This is a genomic window from Nocardia sp. NRRL S-836 (assembly GCF_001279525.1).
Classification (GTDB): Bacteria; Actinomycetota; Actinomycetes; order Mycobacteriales; family Pseudonocardiaceae; genus Lentzea.
Window position 1 is genome coordinate 106,482 of the sequence record NZ_LGDY01000001.1, and the last position, 25,634, is coordinate 132,115.

The 25,634-nt window shown below is 71.8% G+C and carries 26 protein-coding genes; 17 read left to right on the top strand and 9 right to left on the bottom strand.

Translation table 11 applies throughout. The annotated features are described in order from the left end of the window. Positions 1 to 48 precede the first annotated feature (48 nt). The gene (locus tag ADL03_RS00540; protein WP_157527721.1) at positions 49 to 225 is read left to right on the top strand and encodes a hypothetical protein; all 177 of its coding nucleotides are present in this window, start codon (positions 49 to 51) and stop codon (positions 223 to 225) included. Between the two features lie 92 nt (positions 226 to 317). On the opposite strand, the gene ADL03_RS00545 is transcribed toward ADL03_RS00540, so the two are convergent. Further along, the gene (locus ADL03_RS00545) at positions 318 to 809 is read right to left on the bottom strand and encodes an FBP domain-containing protein (RefSeq protein ID WP_053731331.1); all 492 of its coding nucleotides are present in this window, start codon (positions 807 to 809) and stop codon (positions 318 to 320) included. 66 nt (positions 810 to 875) lie between these two features. Between ADL03_RS00545 and ADL03_RS00550 the strand changes: the two genes are divergently transcribed. The 8 genes from ADL03_RS00550 to ADL03_RS00585 all read left to right on the top strand — a co-directional run bounded on the left by ADL03_RS00550 (position 876) and on the right by ADL03_RS00585 (position 7,567). After that, positions 876 to 1,442 (top strand): TetR/AcrR family transcriptional regulator, encoded by a 567-nt coding sequence (locus ADL03_RS00550; RefSeq protein ID WP_053731332.1) that lies wholly within the window; start codon positions 876 to 878, stop codon positions 1,440 to 1,442. Between the two features lie 39 nt (positions 1,443 to 1,481). Next, the gene (locus tag ADL03_RS00555) at positions 1,482 to 2,225 is read left to right on the top strand and encodes a M15 family metallopeptidase (protein ID WP_231641323.1); all 744 of its coding nucleotides are present in this window, start codon (positions 1,482 to 1,484) and stop codon (positions 2,223 to 2,225) included. Positions 2,226 to 2,268: 43 nt separating this feature from the next. Further along, positions 2,269 to 3,492 (top strand): epoxide hydrolase family protein, encoded by a 1,224-nt coding sequence (locus ADL03_RS00560; RefSeq protein WP_053731334.1) that lies wholly within the window; start codon positions 2,269 to 2,271, stop codon positions 3,490 to 3,492. Between the two features lie 193 nt (positions 3,493 to 3,685). Further along, complete coding sequence (locus tag ADL03_RS50110) at positions 3,686 to 4,897, top strand: hypothetical protein (RefSeq protein ID WP_053731605.1); 1,212 nt, start codon at positions 3,686 to 3,688, stop codon at positions 4,895 to 4,897. A 64-nt stretch (positions 4,898 to 4,961) separates the two neighbouring features. Continuing rightward, positions 4,962 to 5,747, top strand: a complete 786-nt coding sequence (locus ADL03_RS00570) for a pentapeptide repeat-containing protein (protein WP_053731335.1) — start codon at positions 4,962 to 4,964, stop codon at positions 5,745 to 5,747. A 42-nt stretch (positions 5,748 to 5,789) separates the two neighbouring features. Beyond that, positions 5,790 to 6,203, top strand: coding sequence for a hypothetical protein (locus ADL03_RS00575; protein ID WP_157527723.1), 414 nt, complete (start codon positions 5,790 to 5,792; stop codon positions 6,201 to 6,203). Between the two features lie 79 nt (positions 6,204 to 6,282). Then, a complete protein-coding gene (locus tag ADL03_RS00580; protein ID WP_157527726.1) occupies positions 6,283 to 6,744 on the top strand; it encodes a hypothetical protein in 462 nt (153 codons plus the stop codon). Between the two features lie 58 nt (positions 6,745 to 6,802). Continuing rightward, positions 6,803 to 7,567 (top strand): alpha/beta fold hydrolase, encoded by a 765-nt coding sequence (locus ADL03_RS00585; protein WP_053731338.1) that lies wholly within the window; start codon positions 6,803 to 6,805, stop codon positions 7,565 to 7,567. Here the strand turns inward: ADL03_RS00585 and ADL03_RS00590 are convergent. Further along, entirely contained in the window at positions 7,564 to 8,109 is a 546-nt protein-coding gene (locus ADL03_RS00590; RefSeq protein ID WP_053731339.1) for a TetR/AcrR family transcriptional regulator, read from the bottom strand. The two genes, ADL03_RS00585 and ADL03_RS00590, sit on opposite strands and share 4 nt — an antisense overlap. 90 nt (positions 8,110 to 8,199) lie before the next feature. Between ADL03_RS00590 and ADL03_RS00595 the strand changes: the two genes are divergently transcribed. Continuing rightward, positions 8,200 to 9,414 carry an FAD-dependent monooxygenase gene (locus ADL03_RS00595; protein ID WP_053731340.1) on the top strand — a complete coding sequence of 405 codons (1,215 nt, stop codon included), beginning with the start codon at positions 8,200 to 8,202 and terminating at the stop codon, positions 9,412 to 9,414. A gap of 13 nt (positions 9,415 to 9,427) precedes the next feature. Here ADL03_RS00595 and ADL03_RS49245 read toward each other — a convergent pair whose 3' ends face one another. The 3 genes from ADL03_RS49245 to ADL03_RS00610 all read right to left on the bottom strand — a co-directional run bounded on the left by ADL03_RS49245 (position 9,428) and on the right by ADL03_RS00610 (position 12,197). After that, positions 9,428 to 11,086, bottom strand: a complete 1,659-nt coding sequence (locus ADL03_RS49245) for a M14 family metallopeptidase (RefSeq protein ID WP_053731341.1) — start codon at positions 11,084 to 11,086, stop codon at positions 9,428 to 9,430. Positions 11,087 to 11,296: 210 nt separating this feature from the next. After that, positions 11,297 to 11,875 carry a DinB family protein gene (locus ADL03_RS00605; protein ID WP_053731342.1) on the bottom strand — a complete coding sequence of 193 codons (579 nt, stop codon included), beginning with the start codon at positions 11,873 to 11,875 and terminating at the stop codon, positions 11,297 to 11,299. After that, positions 11,865 to 12,197 carry a DUF664 domain-containing protein gene (locus ADL03_RS00610; protein ID WP_082372766.1) on the bottom strand — a complete coding sequence of 111 codons (333 nt, stop codon included), beginning with the start codon at positions 12,195 to 12,197 and terminating at the stop codon, positions 11,865 to 11,867. Before ADL03_RS00610 ends, ADL03_RS00605 begins: the two co-directional genes overlap by 11 nt. A gap of 52 nt (positions 12,198 to 12,249) precedes the next feature. On the opposite strand from ADL03_RS00610, the gene ADL03_RS00615 reads away from it, so the two are divergent. Continuing rightward, positions 12,250 to 13,176: a YafY family protein gene (locus ADL03_RS00615; protein WP_053731606.1), complete on the top strand. Its 927-nt coding sequence runs from the start codon at positions 12,250 to 12,252 to the stop codon at positions 13,174 to 13,176. Next, a complete protein-coding gene (locus tag ADL03_RS00620) occupies positions 13,169 to 13,744 on the top strand; it encodes a pyridoxamine 5'-phosphate oxidase family protein (protein ID WP_053731344.1) in 576 nt (191 codons plus the stop codon). The genes ADL03_RS00615 and ADL03_RS00620 overlap by 8 nt, the downstream gene beginning before the upstream one ends. Here ADL03_RS00620 and ADL03_RS00625 read toward each other — a convergent pair. Both ADL03_RS00625 and ADL03_RS00630 read right to left on the bottom strand, forming a co-directional pair. Then, entirely contained in the window at positions 13,741 to 15,030 is a 1,290-nt protein-coding gene (locus ADL03_RS00625) for a M20/M25/M40 family metallo-hydrolase (protein WP_053731607.1), read from the bottom strand. The two genes, ADL03_RS00620 and ADL03_RS00625, sit on opposite strands and share 4 nt — an antisense overlap. An 86-nt stretch (positions 15,031 to 15,116) precedes the next feature. Next, positions 15,117 to 15,935, bottom strand: a complete 819-nt coding sequence (locus tag ADL03_RS00630) for a M55 family metallopeptidase (protein ID WP_053731345.1) — start codon at positions 15,933 to 15,935, stop codon at positions 15,117 to 15,119. Positions 15,936 to 16,049: 114 nt separating this feature from the next. Between ADL03_RS00630 and ADL03_RS00635 the strand changes: the two genes are divergently transcribed. From ADL03_RS00635 to ADL03_RS00655, 5 genes are read left to right on the top strand one after another with little or no spacing between them, the layout of a single operon-like run. Next, positions 16,050 to 17,747, top strand: a complete 1,698-nt coding sequence (locus ADL03_RS00635) for an ABC transporter substrate-binding protein (RefSeq protein WP_197287954.1) — start codon at positions 16,050 to 16,052, stop codon at positions 17,745 to 17,747. Continuing rightward, entirely contained in the window at positions 17,748 to 18,698 is a 951-nt protein-coding gene (locus tag ADL03_RS00640) for an ABC transporter permease (protein ID WP_197287955.1), read from the top strand. Continuing rightward, positions 18,695 to 19,519 carry an ABC transporter permease gene (locus tag ADL03_RS00645; protein WP_053731347.1) on the top strand — a complete coding sequence of 275 codons (825 nt, stop codon included), beginning with the start codon at positions 18,695 to 18,697 and terminating at the stop codon, positions 19,517 to 19,519. The genes ADL03_RS00640 and ADL03_RS00645 overlap by 4 nt, the downstream gene beginning before the upstream one ends. Before the next feature lie 5 nt (positions 19,520 to 19,524). Then, positions 19,525 to 21,126 carry an ABC transporter ATP-binding protein gene (gene nikE / locus ADL03_RS00650; protein WP_197287956.1) on the top strand — a complete coding sequence of 534 codons (1,602 nt, stop codon included), beginning with the start codon at positions 19,525 to 19,527 and terminating at the stop codon, positions 21,124 to 21,126. A gap of 1 nt (position 21,127) precedes the next feature. Further along, positions 21,128 to 21,859, top strand: a complete 732-nt coding sequence (locus ADL03_RS00655) for a hypothetical protein (protein ID WP_053731349.1) — start codon at positions 21,128 to 21,130, stop codon at positions 21,857 to 21,859. On the opposite strand, the gene ADL03_RS50400 is transcribed toward ADL03_RS00655, so the two are convergent. Together ADL03_RS50400 and ADL03_RS50405 are read right to left on the bottom strand one after the other, a co-directional pair. After that, positions 21,810 to 24,530: a BTAD domain-containing putative transcriptional regulator gene (locus ADL03_RS50400; RefSeq protein ID WP_053731350.1), complete on the bottom strand. Its 2,721-nt coding sequence runs from the start codon at positions 24,528 to 24,530 to the stop codon at positions 21,810 to 21,812. The genes ADL03_RS00655 and ADL03_RS50400 overlap by 50 nt on opposite strands. Before the next feature lie 58 nt (positions 24,531 to 24,588). Beyond that, the gene (locus tag ADL03_RS50405; RefSeq protein WP_157527729.1) at positions 24,589 to 25,626 is read right to left on the bottom strand and encodes a GrpB family protein; all 1,038 of its coding nucleotides are present in this window, start codon (positions 25,624 to 25,626) and stop codon (positions 24,589 to 24,591) included. Positions 25,627 to 25,634: the final 8 nt, after the last annotated feature.

A 25,634-nucleotide genomic window follows, 5' to 3' on the forward strand; every position in this document is an offset into this window, starting at 1 on the left:
GCGCGGGTGCATCCTGTGTCCTACAGCACAACCTGAGGACTGATGACCATGACCAGTGCGACCGCGTCGCCCCGCCACAACTGGGAGACGGACCTGGAGCGCTACCGCAACCGTGCGGTCAGCGTGCTCGAGGCGCACCTGCCCGCCACGGCCGGCTGCACCGAGTGCGGCGACCCGTGGCCGTGTGCCCGCGCGTGCACCGCCGAACTGGTGCTCGAACTCTGAAGAAGCGGAACCGGCAGGTCAGCGCGGTCTGCCTGCCGTCTGGGGCGAGCGCGACGCCACCGATGTCCCTGGTGACGCCGGTGGCGTGCCGCCTATGAGCTGACGCGTGCGAAGAACGCGGCGACGTTCGCGAGGATCCGGTCGACCTTCTCCTGCAGCGTGAGCGACTCGTGGATCCGCCCGCCGAACCCGGCGTCCTTGCGCCCCCGCAGGTACAGCGAGCAGTCGAGGTCCGCGCACAGGTAGACGCCGACCGAGTTGCCGAGCTGTCCCTGCTTGCCGGCCTTGCGCGCGGTCATCAACGACACCCCGTCGCCGGAGTGCGTGGTCAGGCACCACGAGCACATCGACTTGCGCGGCAGCCCGGACTGGGTGGCGCGCCGCAGCGCCATGCCCACGGGCCGGTCGTCGAGCACGGCGACGACGTAGGAGCGCTCCGGTGCGGCCGGGTCGCGCCAGCCCAGGAAGTCGAGGTCGTCCCACGGCCGGTCGGCCAGATCGCGGGGCACGTGCATGCGCTTCGCCTCGCCCTTGGTGGAATTGACGAAGGACGCGCGGATGTCGGGTTCGGTCAGCGGCTTCACGACCTCGACGGTAGGTTTACCTAGAGGTCCTAGGCAAATGATTATAGGCCCTAGGAAGGGTGATGCATGGCACGCGCGGGGATCACCGCCGACCGCCTCACGCAGGCGGCAGCGGAGCTGGCGGACGAGGTCGGCTTCGACAACGTGACGGTCTCCGCCCTGGCCCGGCACTTCGGCGTGAAGGACGCCTCGCTCTACTCGCACATCCGCAACGCCCACGAGCTGCGCACCCGCGTCGCGGTCCAGTCGCTGGCCGAGCTGGCCGACCAGGTCGCCGACGCCATCGCCGGACGCGCGGGCAAGGACGCACTGCGGGCGTTCGCCGACGCCTACCGCGGCTACGCCCGTCGCCACCCCGGCCGGTACGCGGCGACGCAGCTGGCACTGGACCCGGACACGGCGGCGACCAGCGCGGCCGGGCGGCACGCCGAGCTCACGCGCGCCGTGCTGCGGGGCTACGACCTGTGGGAACCGGACCAGACCGACGCCGTGCGGCTGCTGCACAGCACCTTCCACGGCTACGTGTCGCTGGAGCGGGCCGGTGCCTTCCACAGCCACCCGCGCGGCGTCGAGGCGTCGTGGACCCGCACGGTCGACGCACTCGACTCCCTGCTGCGCGCCTGGCCCGCGTGACCCTTCACCGGGCAGCCGCCGGCTGCTTGGATGAGGTCCGTGCGCGCTCTGTTGCTCTCCGTGCTGCTGACCGTGTCGATCGCCGCGCCCGCCCACGCGTCCAGCGGGTTCGTCGTCCTGGGCGACGTCGACCCGACGATCCGCCACGACATCCGCTACCACACCGCCCACAACTTCGTCGGCGAGCGCATCGACGGCTACCGCGCACCGTTGTGCATCCTCACCAGGCCCGCCGCCAAGGCACTGCGCAAGGCCCAGCGCGAGGTCCTCACCCGCGGCTACACGCTGAAGGTCTACGACTGCTACCGGCCGCAACGGGCGGTCGACCACTTCGTCCGGTGGGCCCGCGATCTCGCCGACCAGCGGATGAAGACTGAGTTCTACCCGCGCGTCGACAAGACGCGGCTGTTCGAGGACGGCTACATCGCCGAGCGGTCCGGGCACAGCAGGGGCTCGACGCTGGACCTGACGATCGTGCCGTTGCCGGTGCCACACCAGCGCCCGTACGTGCCGGGTGAGCCGCTGGTGAACTGCTACGCGCCCGACCGGTTCCCCGACAACACCGCCGACATGGCCACCGGCTACGACTGCTTCGACACGCTCGCGCACACCGACGACCCGCGCGTCACCGGGGCGGCACGCGAGCACCGGCAGCTGCTCAAGACGGCGATGCAGCGGGCCGGGTTCCGCAACCTGCCCGAGGAGTGGTGGCACTTCACGCTCGACGACGAGCCGTTCCCGGACACCTACTTCGACTTCCCGGTGTCGCGCCGCTCGGTCTGAGCACACAGCGGAATCCTCTTGGTCAACCCAGTAGAACAACGTCATGAGCTTCCCGCTGCGGCCCACCCCGATCCACGTGCCCGACGAGATCCTCGCCGACCTGCGCGCCCGGCTCGCGCTGACCCGCGCGCCGGTGGACGAGGGGAACGAGGACTGGTCCTACGGCGTCCCGGCCGCCTACCTCGGTGAGCTCGTCGCCCACTGGCGTGACGGCTACGACTGGCGCGCGGCCGAGGCGGCCATCAACGCCCACGAGCACTACCAGGTCGACGTCGCCGGTGTCGCGGTGCACTTCATGCGCAAACCCGGCCGTGGTCCCCGCCCGATCCCGTTGATCCTCACGCACGGCTGGCCGTGGACGTTCTGGCACTGGTCGAAGGTGATCGACCCGCTCGCCGACCCGGCGGCGTTCGGCGGTGACCCCGCCGACGCGTTCGACGTCATCGTGCCGTCGCTGCCCGGCTTCGGCTTCCCGGGCCCGCTGACCGGTTTCGCGGACGTCAACTTCTGGAAGGTCGCCGACCTCTGGCACACCCTGATGACCGAGACCCTCGGCTACGAGAAGTACGCCGCCGGCGGCTGCGACATCGGCGGGATCGTCTCCAGCCAGCTCGGCCACCGCTACGCCGACGCGCTGTACGGCATCCACATCGGCTCCGGGCTGCCGCTCGACTTCTTCACCGGCCCCCGCGCGTGGGACTTCGCCCGCAACCGGCCACTGACCGACGACCAGCCCGCCGACGTCCGCGCCCGCGTCATCGAGCTCGACCACCGGTGGGCCACCCACCTCGCCGCGCACATGCTCGACGGCGCCACCCTGGCCCACGGGCTGAGCGACTCACCCGGCGGACTGCTCGCCTGGCTGCTCAAGCGCTGGACCGACTGGAGCGACAACGGCGGTGACGTGGAGTCGGTCTTCACGAAGGACGACCTGCTCACCCACGCCACGATCTACTGGGTCACGAACTCGATCGCGACGTCGATGCGCTATTACGCCAACGCCAACCGCTACCCGTGGACGCCGTCGCACGACCGCACCCCTGTCGTGGAGGCACCGGTCGGCCTCACCTTCGTCACCTACGAGAACCCGCCGGGCGTCCACACCGCCGACGAGCGCGTGCGGGCGTTCACGTCCGGGCCGCTGGCCGGGCTGTTCAACCACGTGAACGTCAACGCGCACGAGCGTGGGGGCCACTTCATCCCGTGGGAGAACCCGGAGGCCTGGGTCGGCGATCTGCGGCGCACGTTCCGCGACCGCAGGCCTTAAGGGAAGTTTGTTTCCGGTACCCAGTTTTCGAGGCCCTGTTCCGGGCTGCTGACGCCTCTGTTTCGTCGGCAGCCCTGTCTAATCCTGGCCGCCGATAATGTTCACTTATCGGCGGCCAGCCTTGTGCACCCTGATTGAGTAGCGTTGCGTTGAATAACGTAACTGCATACGTAATCCTGCTACGATATTGCCCGTGGAGACGAGCTGTAACTTCCCCGGCTGCGAACGACCTGTTTTTCGAGGTGGCGGGCCTGGCAGGCCCTCGGAGTACTGCGATCTGCCCGAGCACACGCGCTGGCGGGCGTGGCGGGAGCGGCAACGACTGCAGGAAGCGGCCGAGAAGGGTGGCGAGCAAAACCTGGGGGTCGTCACCGTGACGAATCTCCCCAGGGTCTCCGGTACCGCCAAGATCAGGGCCGAAGAGCTCCTCGACCGCTTCCGCGTGCTGTCTGAGCAGATGACCCAGACACTCGGACGGGCCGTGGGCGAGCTCAACGCGATGGCCGACCCGAGCGTGGCCGAGAGCCAGGTGCAGGCCGCCGAAGCCGAGGCGGCGCGCCGGGTCGCGGAGGCGCAGGCGGATCTCGCGGCCGCGGAACGGCGCCGGCACGATGCCGAGCAGGCGCGCAAGGCTGCCGAGGAGACGACCGAGCAGGCGGTGCGTGCGGCCGAGGAGGCGGACGAGGCCGTGGACCGGGCGTTGACCGAACGCGACGAGGCCCAGGCCGCGGCGCGGGCGGCTCGGGAGCGGGCCGAGGCGGAGATCGCCGAGGTCAGGGCGCAGGCGGCGGCCGTGGTCGAGGAGATCCGGGCCGCGGCGGACGAGCAGGTGCGGCAGGCCGTCGAAGCCGCCGACCAGGCGCGGGCGGACGCGGTGAAGCACGCCGAGCAGGCACGGCGGCAGGCGGCGAAGGAGATCGAGCAGGCCCGTGCCGAAGCCCAGGTTCAGGTCGAGCGGGCGCAGGCGGAGGCGCGTGCGGCGGTCGAGCGTGCGCGGTCGGAGGCGCGGAGCCAGGTCGAGCAGGCGCAGGCCGCGTCCGCCGCGGCGGTTCAGGCCGCTGAACAGGCACGATCGGATGCCGCCGCGCAGGTCGAGCAGGCTCGCCAGGCCGCCGCGGACACCGTCAGCCGGGCGGCGGTGGCGCGGGACCAGGCGGTGGTGCGGGCGGAGCGTGCCGAGCAGACGGCGGCGGACGCGCGCGCTGAGCTGGAACGGGCGCGTGACGAGTTCGGTGAGCGGATCACGCAGGTGCGGGCCGAGGGTGTGGAGCAGGTCGCCGCGGTGCGGCAGGCGTTGGCGGCGGTGGAGGACGCGCGGGCGCAGACGCTGGCGCGGGCGGAACGCGCCGAGCGGCAGCTGGACGAGGCGATGGCCGAGCTGAGGAGTCTGCGCGCAGCGACGTGACGGTAAGTCCCCGCAGCGTGTGCCGTGCGAATGGCGTTGGCCCGGGTCCGTATCCTGATACCCGATGGACGAGCTCAAGGGGGACTGCGCCCGCTGTTTCGGGTTGTGCTGCGTGGCGCTGCCGTTCGCGAAGTCGGCTGACTTCGCGGCCAGCAAGGACGCGGGCAAGCCGTGCCGGAACCTGCTGGCCGACCACCGCTGCGGCATTCACACGAAACTGCGCGCGTCCGGGTACGCCGGCTGCACGGTCTACGACTGCTTCGGCGCGGGGCAACGGGTGTCGCAGACGGTGTTCAAGGGCGTCGACTGGCGCGAGGGTGACCGGCAGCGGATGTTCGACGTCTTCCCCGTGGTCCGCCAGCTGCACGAACTGCTCTGGTACCTCGCCGAGGCGCAGCGCCTCGACCCGCACGAGGACCTGCGGGCGGCCTACGAGGAGGTCGACCGGTTCGCGACGGCGGACCCGGACACCATTGTCGGGCTGGACGTCGCGGAGATCCGCGCGAAGGTGAACGTGCTGTTGCTGCGCACGAGCCAGCGGCTGCGGTCGAGTGCGAAGTCCTACCGGGGTGCGGACCTGATCGGCGCGCGGCTGCGCAACAAGAAGCTCGTCGACGCCGACCTGCGGGGCGCCTACCTCATCGGGGCCGACCTGACCGGTGCCGACCTGCGGGGTGCGGACCTGATCGGAGCCGACCTGCGCGGCGCCGACGTGTCGGGTGCGGACCTGAGCACGTGCCTGTTCTTGACCCAGCCGCAGGTCAACGCGGCACGGGGCGACGCGCGGACGAAGCTGCCCGCGGCGCTGACCCGTCCCGCTCACTGGGGCCGGACCGGCGCGCGCCGCTGAGGTGTCAGGGCGGTGTCAGCGGCCGCTGCGAGAGTGCCGATCATGAAGAAGGCACTGCTGATCACCGCTGCCACCGTGTTGTCGCTGCTGGGCGTGACGCCCGCGCACGCGGAGGTCGTGCCGGGGTGTTCGTCGGCCAGGCAGATCGGGACGACGGGGTACGCGAAGTGGCCCACGGGCCAGACCATGGCGTCGGTCAAGCAGTACGCGGGCTGCGGCCAGAACTTCGGCTACGTCTGGGTGTGGGCGGACTGGGCGGCCGCACACCCCGGCTTTCACGCGTTCGCGGCGGTGCGCACCGAGGACGGTGTCGCGCACGGCAAGGTGCAGGGGCGGCTCGACCAGCGGGAGATCTGGTCGAAGGGCACCGGTACGACCGGCGTGTGCACCCGTGGCATGGGCTGGATCGCGGTGGGTGAGGACGGCTGGCAGGGGCTGAGCAGCAAGCGTTGCTGAGCACGCGCCGGCGCGGTGGCCGCGTGGAATAGCGCGGATGTGCAGACAGTCGTGTGTGTGGTGGGCGACCATCACACGCGTGACCTTTCGCCACGCCTGGGTGTTGCCGGTGCTGCCCGTCGCTGTCGTGCTCGCGGTCGCGGCCGCGCTCGTTCCCGTGACGTCGGCGGCCGCGCCGGGTGAGCGGGTGTGGCTGCTGGGGGTGGTGGGCGCCGCCGTGGTGCTCGCGGTGGTCGTGGCGGTGGGTGCCGGGCGGCTGTCCGGGGAACCGGTCGGCCGGCCGTGGCTGCTCGCGGCGGCCACGGGGGTGGGCACGGTCGTCACGCCGTTCGTGGTGGGCGGTGTGCTCGGCGCTGTGCCGGTGGCGCCGGTAGGTGTGCCGTGGTTGATCTTCGGGTGCTGTGCGGCGTACTGGCAGCTGTCGCTGTGCGAGGGAGCGCGGTCGCGGTGGCTGCACGCGGCCATCGGTTTCGGCTACACCTTCGTGTTCACGGCGGTGTCGTTGCTGTTCGCGGTGTTGTCGGCACGCGTGGTCGACTAGTGAGAAGCTGCTCTCGAAAGCGGTCCGCATTCGCGGGACGGCGATGTAATGTCCATCCATGCGCGCCGTCGAGATCAGACCTGGGATCAACATCCGGTGGGTCGAGGTTCCTGGCGCCTCGCCTGCCCGCGTCTACCTGCACGGACTCGGTGCCTCCTCCGCGCCGTACTACGCGGAGGCCGTCGCGCACCCGCTGCTGGCCGGGCGCCGCAGCCTGATGCTGGACCTGCTGGGCTTCGGCATCAGCGACCGCCCCGCGGGGTTCGCCTACTCGCTGGAGGGCCACGCCGACGCGCTGGCCGTCGCGCTGGCGAAGATCGGCCTGCGGCGCAGCGAGATCATCGGCCACAGCATGGGCGGCGCCGTCGCGATCGTGCTGGCCGCGCGGCACCCGGAGATGGTGCGCTCGCTCGTGCTCGTCGACCCGAACCTCGACCCGGTGGAGCCCTTCCTGGGCGCGCACGGCAGCCGGGGCATCGCCGCCTACGGTGAGGCCGAGTTCCTTTCGCAGGGCTTCGAGCAGGTGCTGCGCGACGCGGGCCCCGAGTGGGCGGCGACGATGCGGCTGGCCGGTCGCGAGGCGCTGTACCGCAGTGCGGTCGGGCTGGTGCGCGGCACGCACCCGACGATGCGGAAGTTGTTGCTGGAGCTGGAGATCCCGTGCGTGCTGCTGCACCCGGCCGACAGCCCGCCCGCCGGTGCGCGGGAGCTGACGCAGGCCGGTGTCCAGCTGGTGGCGGTGCCGGACACCGGGCACAACATCATGATCGACAACGTCGACGGCTTCGCGCGTGCCGTCGCCCAGCAGCGCCTGCTGGTCTAGCGCTTCTCGCGCAGGCCCAGCGCGTCCCACGCGGCGGCGACGGTGGCGGCGCGCAGCTCGTCCACCGGGGCGTCGGGGAACTGCATCGTGCAGTCCTGCATGCCGCCGAACGCCAGCACGGCGCGGGCTTCCTGTTCCAGCGTCGGGTTCTCGCCGAACAGCAGCCTGCTCATACGGGCGCGCCACGACAGCACGACGTCGATGAGGCCGAGCTCGGCGAGCGTGGTCATCTCGGTGAGCAGGAACAGCACGTCGGCGCGGTAGCGGTGGTTGAAGTCGAAGAACCCTTCGAGCAGCTCGCGCGGCGCGACGTCGCCGCGCCGCTCCACCTCGTCGAGGAAGCGCTGGCCGTCGGACAGCAGCGGCTCGACGATGCTGCGCACCAGCTCCTCGCGTGAGGAGAAGTGGTAGTACAGCGCCGGTTTGGTGATGCCGAGGCGGTCGGCGATCTCCTGCAGGCTGGTCCGCTGGACCCCCTGGGTCGCGAAGAGCTCGCGCGCGGTCGTGAGGATGCGCTGCTTGGTGTCGGAGGGTCGGGCCACCCGCGCAGCATAACTTGCTTAACGGTCGGTAAGTGGAGGTGCTAGCCTGGCACCAGGGGACTTACCGACCGTTAAGTAAGGGGGCGTGACATGCGGGTTCTGGTGTCCGGGGCGAGCATTGCCGGGCCGGTGCTGGCGTACTGGCTGACGCGGTACGGCCACGAGGTCACGGTGGTGGAACGCTCGCCGGTGCTGCGCAAGACCGGCGGGCACGCGGTGGACCTGTTCCAGCCGGCGATGGAGATCTCCGAACGCATGGGCGTGCTGGACCGCGTCGAGGCGATGAAGACCGGTACCCAGCGGCTGACGTTCCTGCGGGAGGGCACCCGGCGGCCGATCAGCGGTGACGCGACGAAGCTGTTCGCGGCCGCGTCGGACCGGCACGTCGAGGTGATGCGCGACGACCTGAGCGAGATCTACTACGACGCCGGCCGCGCGGACGTCGAGTACGTCTTCGGCGACTCGATCACCTCGGTCGGCACGGACGGGGACGTGACGTTCGAGGTCGGGGCGCCGCGGCGGTTCGACCTGGTGGTCGGCGCGGACGGGTTGCACTCGAACGTGCGGCGGCTGGTGTTCGGCGAGGTCGCGAAGACGTTCACGGGCGCCTACCTGGCGGTGCTGTCGGTGCCGCGGGAGCTGGGCGTGCCCGGCGCGATGACCGGGCACATCGGGCCGGGGCGCAGCGCGGCGCTGTACGGGGCGCGGCACCTCGACGACGCGCGGGCGGTGTTCCTGTTCCGCAGCGAGCGGGAGCTGGACTACCACCACCGCGACGTGCCGCGGCAGAAGCAGCTGCTGCGCGAGGCGTTCGCGGGCCTGCACCCGCGGGTGGACTCGTGGCTGGAGCACCTCGACGGCGGGCGGGCGTTCTACTTCGACTCGATCACCCAGCTGCGCGAGGACACCTGGTCGCGCGGGCGGGTGGCGCTGGTCGGGGACGCGGCCTACTGCCCCGGTCCCGCGATCGGCGGCAGCACGAGCCTCGCGGTGCTGGGCGCGTACGTGCTGGCCGGTGAGCTGGCCGGCGGTGACCACGTGGCGGGCTTCGCGTGCTACGAGCGGGAGATGCGGCCGGTGGTGCACGCGAGCAGGGCGCTGGCGCTCGGGGTGGCGAAGACGCTGATCCCGCGGACGCGGCTGGGGGTGACGGGGCTGGTGCGCGGCATGCAGGTCGCGACGTCGTTGCCGACGTGGATGGTGCGGCCGCTGGCCAAGCTGAACTCGAAGGGCGTGCGGCTGCACGACTCGATGGTGGTGCGCGACTACGGGCGTCAGGGCGCCGGCGTGGTGCCGGCGCCCTGACCGGGTCGTCCGATCAGAACTGCAGGCTCCACTTGTCGAGGTAGCCGGTGTCCTGGTTGGCGTTGTCGTTGACCCGCAGCTGCCAGGTGCCGTTGGCGGCCTCGCTGGAGGCGTTGACGGTGTAGGTGGTGTTGATGTTGTCCGTGCTGCCGCCGGAGCGGTTGTGCAGGACGTAGGCGGTGCCGTCCGGGGCGATGAGCTCGACGCGCAGGTCGCCCTGGTAGGTGTGCTTGATGTCGACGGCGACCTTGAGCGTGGCCGGGGCGTTGCCCGTCACCCCGGACACCGTGATCGGGGAGTTGACGGTGCTGTTGTCCGCGATCTGGAAGTCCGTGGCGTTCTCGAAGTACTTGCCGGGGTTGGGCGGGGTCACGCCGCAGTACTGCTGTTCCTTGCCGATGGCCTCGTAGGGGCAGTCGGCGCGTTCGAGCAGCTGCAGCACGGCCTCCTTGTTGCGGGAGGTCTGGGCGGGGATGACCTCGTCGGGCGGGTAGAAACCGCCGCCGCCGGAGCTGCCGGGGTACATCTCGAAGGTGTAGGCGAACACGCCCTGGGTGCCCCACAGCCAGTCGGGGATGGACCCGTCGGTGATGTAGAGGTCGCTGGACTGCTCGGGGGTGTAGCCGTTGCTCTGCGCCATCGACTGGCCGATGGTGGCGAAGGTGTCGCGCTGGTCCTGGGTCAGGCCCGGTGCGACGTCGTCGTAGGTCCAGCCCCACGGCCACAGGATGAGCTCGCTGTAGGTGTGGAAGTCGATGGAGGCGCTGATCTGCTGCTTGCCGCCGACGTTGCGGCCGCGCACGAAGTCGGCCACGACCTTGACCTCGGGCGCGGACTCCGCGCTCGGACCGCGGTAGGTCTCACTGCCGGTGCTGCCCGACGAACCGCCGCAGCAGCCCCACTTGTAGGCCCAGTTGCGGTTGAGGTCGGTGCCGACGTTGCTGGAGCCGGCGTTGGGCTGCCGGTTCTTGCGCCACGACCGGTAGCTGCCGGTGGCGATGTCGTACTCGCCGCCGTCGGGGTTGACGTCCGGGATGATCCAGATCTCGCGGGTGTCGACGAGTCCCTTGATCCGCGCGTCGGTCGCGTACTGGGTCGTGAACTGGTTGACCAGGTACAGCGCCATCTCGACGGTGAGGTGCTCACGCGCGTGCTGGTGGTGCGTGAACAGCACCTCCGGCTCGTCCTCGTCCACGGCGACGTTGTCGCTGATCTTGAGCGCGATGATGTCGCGGTTCTCGTAGGACTTGCCGATGACCTGCTTGCTGATCAGGTTCGGGTAGGCCGCGACCGCGTTGTTGATCTCCGCCGTCATCTCGGCGTACTTGTGGTAGTTCGAGTCGGCGGCCGGGAAGTCGAACGGGCCGACCTGTGCGCCCGCCTCCATCCGCTTGGGCAGCTCGGTGACCTCGAACCCCTGGGCCCGCAGGTTCCTGGCCTCACGACCGGTCGCGGTGATCACGACGATGCCGTGTTCCTCGACCGAGTCGATCGCCGCACCGGACTTCGCGACCTTGGTGCGCTGCTCGGCCGTGCGCACGCCGCTGACCTGGTAGTTCGTCGACGATTCGGCCTGGTCGGGGGCAGCGCCGGTCGGGACGCCTCCCATCGCGAAGCACACGGAGGCGGCGACGGTGACCCCGATCAGGGGTCTGAGATGGCTTTTTCGCATGCAGGGCAACCCTTTCGGACCACGGCAGGGACATGGCTCCGCCAGGTGTAGTCCGTGTGAAGCCCCGCTGTCATCCCGCCATCCGTATGGGGCTACCTGGTGGAACGGGATAACAGTCAACCGAAGTTCGGCCGCCGAGGCCGGGTCGACACGGACGTGGCGCGGGTCTGTGTGGTGCCCGGCGGTCGCGCGGTTCTGGCGGTCGTGGTGCTAGGTGCGGGCGGCGGCCTCCTTCGCGGCCTGTTCGACGCGGTTCCAGTGGGCGGGCCAGTCCTCGTCGGGCAGGTTCGACACGGCTGCGCGCAGTCCGGCGGCACCGTCGAGGCCCTCGCGGAGGATGTCGGCGTGGCCGCAGTGGCGGTTGGTCTCGGCGATCATGTGCACGAGCAGCAGGTGCAGGGTGACGTGCTTGCGGTCCTCGGGCCACCAGGGCACGACGCCGGGGGCGTCCAGCGGCAGTTCCTCGATGGAGCTGTCGGCGAACGCGGTGACGCGGGCGTGCAGGGAAAGGATGGACTCGCGGGACTCGTCGGCGGTGGCGAACATGTCCGCGTTCGTGTCGCCGTTGTCGATCCACGGCAGGGTCTCGCCGAACGGGCGGCCCAGGCAGGCGCCGAAGTACTCCTGCTCCACTCCCGCGACGTGCTTGACGAGACCGAGCAGGTTCGTGCCGGTCGGCGTGAGCGGCCTGCGCACGTCGTACTCGGAGAGCCCGTCGAGCTTCCACAGCAGCGCCTCGCGCGCTGTCTTGAGGTAGCGGTGCAGGTGGGCTTTGGGATCACTGGACATGGGCGTCACCCTGCCACGACCGGCGGGCGATCTCCTCCAGGTTCGCGTGGTGGGCCGTCCACCAGCCGGACGGGACGGCGGGCATGTTGTCGTTGCCCTGCTGCATGCCGGGGGGGCGAGGGGTAAGGCGGTGATGGTCGCGTCGGCGGAGGTCGGGGAACGGGCGGTCGAAGACGCGGCCGAAGTAGTTCAGCTCGACGCCGGCGGCGTGCTTGACGAGGCCGAGCAGGTTGGTCCCGGTCGGCGTGAGCGGTCTGCGCACGTCGTACTCGGAGGCGGCTCCGGGCAATCTCCACGCGGAATGTGTTGGAGGCTGACACACTGGGACCGTTTGCGGAAAGGTTCTTTCCGCGTTGGTGGGGAGGGTGGAGCTCGTGTTGGAGACGTCGGCGCGGCTGTTCAAGCTGCTGTCGTTGCTGCAGTCCCCGCGCGACTGGACGGGGCCGGAGCTGGCCGAGCGGCTGGGCGTGACGACCAGGACGGTGCGCAACGACGTGGACCGGCTGCGCAACCTGGGCTATCCGGTGCACGCGACACCCGGTGCGGCCGGCGGCTACAAGCTGGGTGCGGGAGCGAGTCTGCCGCCGTTGCTGCTCGACGACGACGAGGCGGTGGCCATCGCGGTGAGCCTGGGCACGCAGGACTCCGAGACGGCGAAGCGGGCGCTCACGAAGCTCGAGCAGGTGCTGCCCTCCCGGCTGCGGCACCGCGTCGCCGCGGTGCGCGACCACACCTCCGGCACGGGCGCGGAGCTCGACGCGGGGGTGCGGGCGGCGATCGTGGACGCCTGCCGCGCGCGGGAGCTGCTGCGGTTCGACTACATCCGGTTCGACGGCGCCGAGGAGTGCCGCGAGGCCGAGCCCTACCGGCTGGTGCACGCGCGTGGCCACTGGCACCTGGTGGCGTGGGACGTGGCCGAGCGGGACTGGCGCACGTTCCGCGCCGACCGGGTGCGGCCGCGCGGGCCGGCCGGGCCTCCGTTCACGCCGCGCGAGGTGCCGGACCTGGAGACCTATCTGGCGGAGGGGCTGGCGACGGCGGCGTGGCGGTTCCGCACGACGGTGACGGTGCACGCGCCGGCCGAGGAGGTCGCGGCGAAGGTGCCTGCGGCGCTGGTGGAGGCGGTGGACGCGGGCACGTGCCGGATGACGGCGGGGTCGGACACGCCGCAGGCGCTGGCGGTGTGCCTGGGGGTGCTGGACGCGGACTTCGAGGTGCAGGGGCCGCCGGAGCTCGTTCAGCACCTGGGAAAGACGGCTGACAGGTTCCGCAGGGCCATCGATACTGCCGGGCATGGGTAAGAGCTACGCGCGCATCGAGCCGCGACTGCGGGAGTTCATCGAGGACCAGAAGGTGTTCTTCGTGGCCACGGCGCCGTTGGCCGGTGACGGCCACGTGAACCTCTCGCCCAAGGGCCGCGCGGGCACGTTGCGGGTCCTCGACGAGATGACGGTGGCGTACCTGGACTTCGGGGGCAGCCACGCGGAGACGATCGCGCACCTGCGGGAGAACGGCCGGATCACACTGATGTGGTGCGCCTTCGACGGACCGCCCACCATCGTGCGCGTCCACGGCCGCGGTGAGCCCGTCTTCCGTGACGACCCGCGCTTCGCCGAGCTGGTCGCCGGGTTCGGCGAGGCGGACGGGCCGGGGGTGCGGGCGGTGGTCGTGGTGCGCGCGGAGCTGATCAGCGACACGTGCGGGTTCGCGGTGCCGTTCATGGACTACCGCACCGAGCGCACGCTGCACGAGGACTACTTCGGCCGCAAGAGCGACGAGGAGTTCCGCGAGTACACCAGCAAGAAGCCGACCAACGTCGCGAGCATCGACGGCCTGCCCGCCGTGCCACTGCCCCTGCCGCCGCGTTAGGACGACAGGAACCGGTCCAGCACGCGGGTGCCGAACTCCAGGCCTTCGACGGGAACGCGTTCGTCGACGCCGTGGGCCATGGCGCGGTAGTCGTAGCCCTCGGACGGCAGCAGCAGCGGCGCGTAGCCGTAGCAGTGGATGCCCAGCGTGCTGAACGCCTTGGCGTCGGTGCCGCCGCCCAGGCAGTACGGCACGACGACGGCGGAGGGGTCCTCGTCGCGCAGCGCCTCGGCCATGGCGGTGAACCAGGGCGTGTCGACCGGTGCCTCGACCGGCGGCTGCTGATCGAGGAACTCCCAGGTCACGCCGGGTTCGAGCAGGGAGTCGATCGTGGCGGTGAGCTCGTCGGCGGTGCCGGGCAGGGTGCGCACGTCGAGCCGGGCGGTGGCGGTGCCGGGGATGACGTTGACCTTGTAGCCGGCGTTGAGCATGGTCGGCGTGGTCGAGCAGCGCACGGTGTTCTCGACGAGCTTGGCGGCGGGGCCGAGGCGGGCGATGGTGGCGTCGACGTCGTCGAGGTCGACCTCGACGCCCAGTGCCTTGCCCGCGCCGACCAGGAACGCCTCCGCGGTCGGGGTGAGCACGACCGGGTGCCGGTGGGCGGCGATCCTGGCGAGGGTGGTGACCAGGGCGGTGACGGCGTTGTCGGGGTTGCGGCGCGAACCGTGCCCGGCGCGTCCGGTGGCGGTGAGCGTCATGTGCGAGGTGCCGCGCTCGGCCGTGCCGATCGGGTAGAGCCGCACGCCGTCCACGTCGTAGGAGAACGCGCCGGACTCGCTGATCGCCGCCTGCACGCCCGCGAAGTGGGCGGCGTGGTGCTCGACCAGCCAGTGCGCGCCGTAGGCGCCCAGGTCTTCCTCGTCGGCGACGAACGCGAGCACGACGTCGCGGCGTGGCCGGCGGCCCTCGGTGTGCCAGCGGTCGACCACGGCCAGTGTCATGGCGGCCATGTCCTTCATGTCCACGGCGCCGCGGCCGTGCACGAACCCGTCGCGGATCTCGCCGGCGAACGGGTCGAAGCTCCACTCGGCGGGGTCGGCGGGCACGACGTCGAGGTGGGCCTGCACCAGGACGGCGGGCAGGGTGGGGTCGGTGCCGGGGATGCGGGCCAGGACGTTGGTGCGCCGCGGCGCGGGTTCGAGCAGCGTCGGCGCGACACCGCTGTCGCTCAGCACCGCCGCGACGTGCTCGGCGGCGTCGCGTTCACCGGCGCAGTCGCCGCCGCCGCGGTTGGTGGTGTCGAACCGGATGAGCTGCGCGCACAGCTGCGCCACGTCCAGCGTCATGCGGTCACCGTAACCGCCCGCGTCCGGTGGGATGGTCACGACACCCACGATCCGGGACGCGGGAGCCCGGCCCAGGGGTGGGTGGGTCAGCCGTAGATGCCCTCGACCGCACCGGCCGCCACGTGCGTGACGATCTTGAACGCCTTCATCGCCTCGGTCATGGACGCGGCGTCGAACCCGACCCGGCGCACCCCGAGCTGCTGCACGGTGGGCACCACGGCGGCGGCGTCGGCGAGGTGCGAGGCGTCGAACTCGACCTCCACGCGGTGCGCGGCCACGACACCCTCGCCACGGCCGGCGCGGGTCATCGCCGCGGTGGCGGCCTGCGTGATGCGTGCCGCGGACACGGCGGGCGGCAGGCACACGGCCGCATACCGCGACACGCACTCCTTCACGGCCACCAGTTGCGCGTGCGGTGCGTAGGCGCGCGCGTCGGCGCAGGTGCGGTCGTCGCCGGTGACCATCAGCACGGGCACGCCGTACTCGGCGGCGAGCGCGGCGTTGAGCAGGCCCTCGGAGGCGAGCACGCCGTCGAGCCACACGCCGGTGATCGAGTTCTCCAGGTAGGTGTGGGCGAGCACCCCGGTCTCGCCGGCGGCGGCGTGGTAACCCAGGAACACCACGCCGTCCACGCCGGTGTCGACGCCCTGCATCATCGACAGCGGCTTGTGCCGGCCGGTGAGCAGCCGCGCGGTGTCGTGCAGGTCCTCCAGCAGCAGGTTGCGCTGCGAGGAGTGGGCCTCGTTGACGAGCACGTCGGTGGCACCGCCCGCGGCCAGGCCCTCGACGCAGGCGTTGACGTCGGCGGTGAACAGCCGCCGGAACCGCTGCCACCCGTCGGTGCCGGGGACGACGTCACCGGTCCAGGTGACGCCGGTGACGCCTTCCATGTCTGCCGAGATCATGATCCGCACACCTCGGTACGGTAGCGGCGGGCTGCTGGGGAGAGGGGTATTTCCGTGCGGGTGAAGTGGTGCGCGTTGTTTGCGGCTGCAACTGTCCTGGGGTCCGCGACACCGGTGGCGACGGCGCAGCAGCCTGCGATCCTCAAGGTCGCGATCGTGCAGCAGATCGACTCGTTGAACCCGTTCCTGGCGGTGTTCCAGTCCAGCACCGAGATCAACCGGCTGATGTACGACTACCTGACCGCCTACGCCGCGGACGACCAGCGGGTCACCGAGGCGATCGCGAACCGGTGGGAGACCTCGCCGGACCGGCTCACGTGGACGTTCACGGTGCCGCAGGGCAAGAAGTGGAGCGACGGGCAGCCGATCACGGCGCACGACGTCGCGTTCACCTACAACCTGATGCTGACCGACGAGGTCGCACGCACCGCGAACGGCAGCTTCGTGACGAACTTCGAGTCCGTCACCGCGACCGACGACCGGACCGTGGTGATCAAGACCAAGGCGCCGCAGGTGACGATGCTGGCGCTGGACGTGCCGATCGTGCCGCGCCACGTGTGGGAGAAGGCCGGCAGCATCAAGGACTACACCAACGACCGCACGCCGGTCGTGGGCAGCGGCCCGTTCGTGCTCACCGAGCACGTGCCGGGGCAGTTCATCAAGCTCAAGGCCAACAAGGACTACTGGCGGGGCGCGGCGAAGTACGACGAGCTGCACTTCGTGTACTTCCAGAACTCCGATGCGGCGGTGCAGGCGCTGGGCAAGGGCGAGGTCGACCTGGTCAACCGGATGGCGCCCGCCCAGTTCGAGTCGCTGGCGGGCCGGGCGGGCGTGACGCGCAACAAGGCGCAGGGCCGCCGGTTCACCGAGCTGCTGATCAACCCCGGCGCGGCGACGCGGACCGGGGAGCCGATCGGTGACGGCAACCCGGCGCTGCGCGACGTGCGGGTGCGCCGGGCGATCGCGCAGGCCGTCGACCTGGACGCCCTGGTGGCACGGGTCAACCTCGGTTATGCCGAACGCGGCGCGGGCCTGGTGCCGCCGGTGTTCACCAAGTGGCACTGGCAGCCCGGCGAGCAGGACACCCGCCGGTACGACCCGGCGGCGGCCAACGCGGCACTGGACGCGGCCGGGGTGGCGCGCGACGCCGGCGGCACGCGGCTGTCGCTGCGGCTGCTCGGCCGGGCCGGCCGCGCCTACGACGAGCAGGCCTCGGAGTACCTCAAGAAGTCGCTGGGCGAGGTCGGGATCACGCTGGACGTGCGGCTGGTGTCGGACAACCAGCTCAACGAGGCCACCACGGTGGGCTCCTACGACCTGGCGTTCTCCGGGTGGGCGACCAACGTGGACCCGGACTTCGTGCTCAGCCTGCACACCTGCGCGCAGCGGCCCGGCGCGGACGGCAAGGGCGGTACCACCGACGCCTACTTCTGCGACGAGACCTACGACCGGCTCTACGCCCGGCAGCTCTCGGAGTTCGACGAGGCCAAGCGCATCGAGCTGGTCAAGCAGCTGCAGGCCCGCTTCTACGACCAGGTGCCCGCGGTGGTGCTGGCCTACGACAACGCGCTGGAGGCCTACCGCTCCGACCACGTCGCCCGGTTCACCACGCAGCCGGCGCAGGGTGGCGTGATCATGGCGCAGAACGGCATGTGGGGCTACTACGGTGCCGAACCGGCGCAGTTCTCGGCGCGGGCGGCCGGCAGCCGGTGGCCGGTGTTCGCGATCGGCGGCGGCCTGCTGGTCGTGCTGCTGGTGGCGGGTCTGCTCGTCGCCGGGCGGCGGCGGGCCACGGCGGGGGAGCGCGAGTAGGTGCGTCTCCTCGGTCGTGCCGGTGGTGCCGCGCTGAGCCTGCTCATGGTGGCGGTGCTGGGTTTCTTCCTGTTCCGGGTGGTGCCCGGCGATCCCGTGGTGTCGATGACGCGCGGACGGCCGGCGACGGCGGCGATGCAGGCCGAGCTGCGGGCGCAGTTCGGCCTGGACCGCCCGCTGGCCGAGCAGTTCTGGACCTACTTCACCGCGTTGCTGCGCGGTGACCTGGGCACGTCGTTCACGTTCCGCCGGCCGGTGGCGGAGGTCATCGCGGAACGGCTGGGCCCGACGCTGCTGCTGGTGGGCACCGGCACGCTGATCGCGGTGCTGGCGGGGCTGTGGCTGGGGATCCGGGCGGCGTGGAAGCGCGACACGGCGTTCGACCGGGCCGCGACGGGGGTGGCGCTGACGTTGTGGGCGGTGCCGACGTTCTGGCTCGGGATGCTGCTGATGATGGTGACCGGCGACCTGTTCCCCTCACGCGGCATGCGCGACACCGACACCGCACCGGACTTCCTGTCCCAGGCCCTGGACGTCGGGCACCACCTGGTGCTGCCCTCGCTCACCCTGGTCGCGGTGGTCACCGCGGAGTACATGCTGGTGATGCGGTCGTCGTTGCTGGAGGAGATGCACGCCCCCTACCTGACGACGGCGCGGGCGAAGGGCCTGCGCGACGACCTGGTGCGCCGCCGCCACGCGGTGCCCAACGCGGTGCTGCCGGCGATCACGCTGGTGTTCCTGCGGTTCGGGCTCGTGGTGGGCGGGGCGATCACCACGGAGACGGTGTTCTCCTGGCCGGGGCTGGGGCTGTTGTTCTACGACGCGCTGACCGGGCCGGACTACTTCCTGCTGCAGGGGCTGCTGGTGGTGACGGCGGGCGCGGTCGTGGTGATGAACCTGCTCGCGGACCTGCTGCACGGGGTCCTGGATCCACGGGTGAAGGTCGTATGAGGGTCTTGCTGACGCACCGCTCGGGTGTGGCGGGCGCGGTGGTGCTGGCCGTGGCGGCGGTGCTCGCGCTGCTGGCGCCGTGGCTGGTCCCGGCCGAGGCGCTCGACGTCACGCGCGTGAGCGCGGGCGCCTGGCAGGCACCGGCCGCGCAGCACTGGCTGGGCACCGACCACACCGGGCGCAGCGTGGCGCTGCTGGTGGTGTCGGGCGCGGGGACGTCGTTGTTCGTGGGGCTGACCGCGGCGGTGCTGTCAGTCGGCATCGGCACGCTGGTGGGGATCACGAGCGGGCACTTCGGTGGCGTGGTGTCGGGGGCGTTGCTGCGGGTGACCGACTTCTTCCTGGTGCTGCCCGCGCTGGTGCTGGCGATCGCGCTGTCCACGGTGCTGCCGCGCGGGCTGGGCACGATCGTGCTGGCGATCGGGCTGACGAGCTGGCCGTCGACGGCGCGGATGGTGCGAGCGCAGACGCTGACGATCGAGGCGCGGCCGTTCGTGGAACGGGCGCGGGCCCTGGGCGGCGGGCACCTGCACGTGATCGGCCGGCACGTGGTGCCGTCGGTGGTGCCGCTGGTGCTGGTGAACACGACCCTGGCGGTGGCGTCGTCGATCGTGGCGGAGTCGACGCTGGCGTTCCTCGGGCTGGGCGACCCGACGCGGATCTCGTGGGGCGCGATGCTGCACCAGGCGCAGCTGCACGGGGCGGTACCGCAGCGGGCGTGGTGGTTCCTGCTGCCACCCGGTGTGGCGATCGTGGTGGTGGTGCTGGCGTTCACGCTCGTCGGCCGCGCCCTCGAAGCCGTTGTGACGCCGAAGAGGTGACCCCGTTGCTGCAGCTGAAGAACCTCACCGTCCACTACGGAGCGAAACGCGTCGTCGACGACGTCGGCCTGACCCTGGGGGCCGGGCAGACGCTGGGGCTGGCGGGGGAGTCGGGGTCGGGCAAGTCGACGCTGGCGATGTCGGTGCTGCGGCTGCTGCCCAGGACCGCGCGGGTCGACGGACAGGTCCTGCTCGACGGCGAGGACGTCACCACCATGTCGTGGGGGCGGATGCGGGCGGTGCGGTGGGCGTCGGCGTCGGTGGTGTTCCAGGGGGCGATGCACTCGCTCAACCCGGTGCGCCGCGTCGGTGAGCAGATCGCCGAGCCGATGCGCCTGCACGCCACGCCCGGCAGCGTGCGTGAGCTGCTGGAGCAGGTGGAGCTGCCGGCCGCGCGGGCCCGTGCCTACCCGCACGAGCTCTCCGGCGGGCAGAAGCAGCGGGTGATGATCGCGATGGCGCTGGCGTGCTCACCGCGGCTGGTGATCGCCGACGAGCCGACGACCGCGCTGGACGTCGTGGTGCAGGCCCAGGTGCTGGGCCTGCTGACCCGGCTGGTCGCCGAGCAGGACCTGGGGCTGCTGATGATCAGCCACGACCTGTCGGTGCTCGCGCAGACCTGCCAGAACCTCGCGGTGATGTACCGGGGGCAGATCGTCGAACGCGGCGCCACCCGGTCCGTGATCGCCGACCCGCAGCACCCCCACACCGCCGCGCTCACGGCCGCGTTCCCCGTCATCGGCGACCCCGCGCACCGCTGGACCGAGCCCGCCGATGCCACGCGGGGAGCTTCCGCACGACAGGACCGTGCGGACGCTCCCCGCGTGGCATCCGGGAGCGGCGAGGACCCGGCGGGTGCGGGGGCGTTGCTGGAGGTGCAGGGCCTGCGGGTGGACTACGGCACGGTCCGCGCGGTCGACGGGGTGGACCTGCGGATCGGCCACGGGGAGATCGTGGCGCTGGTCGGGCAGTCCGGATCCGGCAAGACGACACTGGCGCGCGCCATCATGAACTTGCGGTCGCCGTCCTCCGGTCGGGTGATCTTCGACGGACATCCGGTGCCGCGGCGGGGCACGGCGCTCAAGGCGTTCCGCCGCCAGGTCCAGCTCGTCCTGCAGGACCCGGCCAGCGCGCTGAACCCCCGCCACACGATCTTCGCCGCCGTGGCGGAGGGACTGCGCGTGCACGGCCTGTCCGACGACGAACAAGCCCAGGTCACAGCCGCTGTGGAACGGGCGGAGCTGCGCCCGGCGAGCCTGTACCTGGACGCGTTGCCGCACGAGCTGTCCGGGGGCCAGCAGCAGCGCGCGGTGATCGCCGGCGCACTGGTGCTGCGACCCCGCCTGCTGGTGGCCGACGAACCGGTCGCCTCGCTCGACGCCTCGGTGCGCGGGGAGATCGTGGCGCTGCTGCTCCGGTTGCGCCGCGAGCTCGGCCTCGCATCATTGATCATCACGCACGACCTCGGGCTGGCCTGGCAGATCGCCGACCGGGTCGCGGTGATGCATCAGGGCACGATCGTGGAACAAGGTCCGGTGGAACAGGTGCTGCTCAACCCCTCTCACGACTACACCCGCGCCCTCGTGCGCGCGGTGCCCCGGGTCTGACGTGCTGCCCGTCGAGCACGCCCACCTGCGGGCCGCGCTGACACCCGCCGAGATCGGCAGGGGCGGCGTGGACGGCTGGATCGCGGCCGGCGACGTCGCGGCGCTGGCCCGGCTGGCGTGGCACGACCTGGGCTGCCCGCCGGGCGTGCTGGCCGAACTCGCGCAGGCCGCCGAAGCCGGGCACGTGCTGGCGCTGTGCCGGCTGCTGGCCTCGACCACCCGCGGCGACACCACCGCGGTGTGGCGGTACCTGGCCGCCGACCATGCCCGCACCGGCGAACGCTCCGACGGCAGGCAGCGGTTCCTGCTCGACCGGGCGATGCGCGGCGAGGGCCGCAACTGGCGCGACTTCTCCGCGTTGATGGGCTGCGACCGGCCCGAGGACGTCGACGCGGCGTTCGACCGCGACGAGGACATGGTCGGCGTGGCGGTCATCGGACTGGCGCTGTCCTGCCCGGACCCGGCGCAGATCCTCACGCGGGTGGCACGCGCGCTGGACCACAACCGCCTGCAGGTCCGCCGCCAGGGCGCCATGGCGCTCGCGCACGTGGCCCGGCTGCACGGCGTGGTCTCCCGCGAATGCCTGCAGGTCCTGCGCCGTCACCCCGACGACGTCGCCGAGGACGACCTGTGGACGTTCGTCGCGCACCACCGGCTGCCGGCGTGGCTGTGGTGGCGCCGCCTCACGGCCCGGCCAGGGCGGCGAGCTCCGCGCGCACGACGTTCTCGGTGACCCGGTTGCGCTGCCCGACCGCCCGGCGCAGCGCGTCCTCCAGATGCCCGCGGGCCTGCGCCACCTCGCCGCGGGCCAGCGCGATGCGGCCGCGTTCCACCGCGATGTGACACCGCAGCTGGTCGGGCCCGTACCAGCCGCCGGGCACCAGCTCCCACGCCCGCTCGCACTCCCGGCTCGCCGCGGCGAGGTCACCGCCGAGACGGGCCAGCGCGGCCAGCCCCAGGTGCGCACCGGCCTGCACCGTCACCGCACCCGCCCGCCGGGCCTGCCCCAGCCCGAGGTCGAAGTCCGCGCGCGCCCCGGCCCGGTCCCCGGCGGCCAGCCTCGCGTGCGCCCGGCTGATCACGGTCTCCGCGGTGTCCTCGGTGGCACCGAGCTCGTCGAGCAGGGCCCGGCCGCGGTCGAGGTAGCGCAACGCGGCATCGGTGTCGCCCACCGACAACGCCATCTCACCGAGCTGGTTGTGCGCCAGCGCCGCACCCCACCGGTCACCGACCTGCCCGAACGCCTCCGCACCCCGGCCCAGCAGCCGCCGCGCGGTGTCGTGGTCACCGCCGTGCCACGCGACCAGGCCGTCACCGACCAGGGCCAGCGCCTGGCTCCACGGGTCGTCGCCGAGCAGCCGGTTGCGGCGGTGCCACACCATCGAGTCGTTCTCCGGCGCCCCCAGCGCCATGCCCCACATCATCGTCATGATCGGATACCGCGGCGGGTCCCGCAGCGCCTCCAGCAACGCGTCAGCCTGCCGGATCCGCCCCGTCTGGTCACCGGTCGCCACCGGCCACGCCAGCAGCAGGCACAACGCGTACTCCTGCTCGCAGCCCTGCGGCGCGCTCTCCCCGCACGCCCGCAGCACGGCCTCGGCCTGCCCGGCGGCCTCGGTGCGCAGGCCCCGGCACCAGTAGTAGGTCGCCAGCGCCGCGACCAGCTCCAGCGCCAGAACCGTGTCGTGAGCCGTGGCCCAGGCCACGGCGGCGGTGAGGTTGTCGTGATCGGCCTCGAGCCCGGCCAGCCACTCGACCTGGTCGTGGGCACGCAGGTGCGGTTCGGCCCGCTGCGCCCGCCCGAGGAACCAGCGGGCGTGCGCCTCCCGCAGATCAGGCGCGTGGGTGGCGCAGAACGCCCGGATCGTGTCGAGCATCCGGTACCGCTCACCGACGACCTCGACCAGAGACTTGTCCGCCAGCGACGCCAGCGTGTCGGAATCGCAGCCGGTGACCGCCGTGACGGCGTCGAGCGTGACCGAGCCGCGGAACACGGTGAAACGGGCGGCCAGGTCACGTTCGGTGCCGGTGAGCAGGTCCCAGCTCCACTCCACCACCGCGTGCAGCGTGCGGTGCCGCGCCACGGCGGTGCGGCTGCCCTTGGACAGCAACCGGAACCGGTCGTCCAGCCGCGTGGCGATCTCGGTCACCGGCAGGGACCGCACACGGGCGGCGGCCAGCTCGATGGCCAGCGCGACACCGTCCAGACCACGGCAGATCTGCTCGACCACCCGCGGATCGGCGGTGAAACCGGGCCGCACCGCCCGCGCCCGGTCCGCGAACAACCGGGCCGCCGCCTCGTCGTCCAACGCCGACACCGGAAGGAGCGTCTCACCGGTGATGCCCAGCGGCTCCCGGCTCGTCGCCAGCACCCGCACGTCCGGGCACCCGCTCAGCACCGCACCGAGCACCCGCGCGGCCTCGTCCACGACGTGCTCGCAGTTGTCCACCACCAGCAGCACCGACCGCGCCGCCAACGCCGCCAGCAGCCGCTCCTCCACACCCACCGGCGCGGACAGCAACCCCGCCTCCCGCAACCCCACACCGTCGAGCAACGCCCGCGCCACCTCCGTGGTAGCACTGAGGTCCACGAACACGACCTCACCCGGCTCCCGCGCCGCCGTCTCCACCGCCAGCCGCGTCTTGCCCGTCCCACCCGGCCCGATCAACGTCACCAGCCGGTTCTCACCCAGCCACCTCACCACCCGCCGCAGGTCCTCGTCACGGCCCACGAAACTGCTCAACTGCGCCGGCACACCGCTATGCGGCGCCCGCGCACGCACCACCTCCAGATGCGCGGCCGCGAGATCGGGGGAGGGGTCCACCCCCAGCTCCTCGGCCAGCAGCACCCGGCCCCGCTCGAAGGTCTCCAGCGCCTCGCTCTGCCGGCCCTCCCGGTGCAACGCCCTCACCAACGCCGCCCGCACGTCCTCCCGCAACGGACACCCCGCCAGCAGCTCCCGCAGCTGCGCCGTCGTCCCACCCGCCAGCACACACGAGACCCGCAGCTCCTCCAGCCGCGCCCGCGCGCCCTCGGCGAACGGCGCCCGCACATCCGCCAGCGCCTCACCACGCCACAACGCCAGCGCCTGCGCACCCCGCCCCGCCGCCAGCAGCTCCGCACACAGGTGCACATCCACCTCGGCCGGATCCGCGACCAGCCGGTACCCGGCGGGGTGGTGCTCGACCACCACCCCCGGCACCGCTCTGCGCAACCGCGACACCTGCGACTGCACCGCATTGGCCGCACCGGCCGGCGGATCCGGGTACAGGCCCGCGACCAGCCGGTCGTGCCCCACCACCCGGCCCGCCTCCAGCGCCAGCATCGCCAGCAGCGCACGCTGCCGCGGCGCCGCCACCTGCTCGCCCCCGACCAGCACCGCCCCCAGCACCCCGAACCTCACAGGCCGTGATTCTTCCCGACCCGCACCACCCACGAGGCCGGAACCGGCCGGCCCAGGCTCAGGCCAGCGCCCGCAACACGATCCGCTCCACCACCCGCGTCTTCGCGTCGGCGTAGTCCTGCACCCGCTCCCACGACCGGCCCGCCAGCTCACGCTTGACCCGCTCGTACTCGGCACGATCCCCGGCATGCGCGCGCAACCGGTCCCGGAACACCAGCATCCGGTCGACCTCCTCACACGCGGGGGAGAAGACGTGCAGGTTCACGTCCGGATCCGAGTCACGCAACAACCGGTGCTCATACCAGCCGTGCTCCCGCAACCGCAGGTAATACCCCGCCGCCACCAACGCCGGCACATACGCGTCCTCGTCATTCGAGTCCGCCACCACCAGCAACACGTCGATCAACGGCTTCGCCGCCAGCCCCGGCACCGACGTCGACCCCACGTGCTCCAGCCGCAGCACCGCCGACCCCAGCGCCGCACGGATCCGCGCCTCCTGCACCGCATACCACCGCGGCCACTCCGCGTTGTACTCCTCCAGCACGACCTGACCCGCCCGCACCGGCGTCTCCGTCACGAACTCCACGTCGTCCGACGGCAACCGCCACTCCACATACGCGCGCTCGAGGATCTCCAGCACCACCTCGTTCTTCGCCGCCGCGTAGTCCTGCACCCGCTCCCACTCCCGCGCCGCGAGCGCCCGCTTCGCCCCGGCGTACAGCTCCCGATCCCGCTCGCTGGCCCGCAACCAGTCACGGAACAGCAGATGCCGCCGCACCTGAGCACACCCACGCGGAAACACGTGCAGGTTGATGTTCGTGTCCGGCCCCTTCAAGATCCGGTGGTGGTGCCAGTCGTCCTCCCGCACCACCACCCGGTACCCCACGGCCTCCAACGCCGGCACATACGACCCCTCGTCACCGGCATCCGGCACCACCAGCAGCAGATCGACCACCGGCTTCGCGCACAACCCCGGCACCGACGTCGACCCCACGTGCTCCAGCACCGCACCGGGCAACACCCCCAGCACCCGGTCACGTTCCCGCTCGAACAAACCCGGCCACGCAGGGTCGTAGTCCGCAAGCTCGATGTTCATGGCGTTCC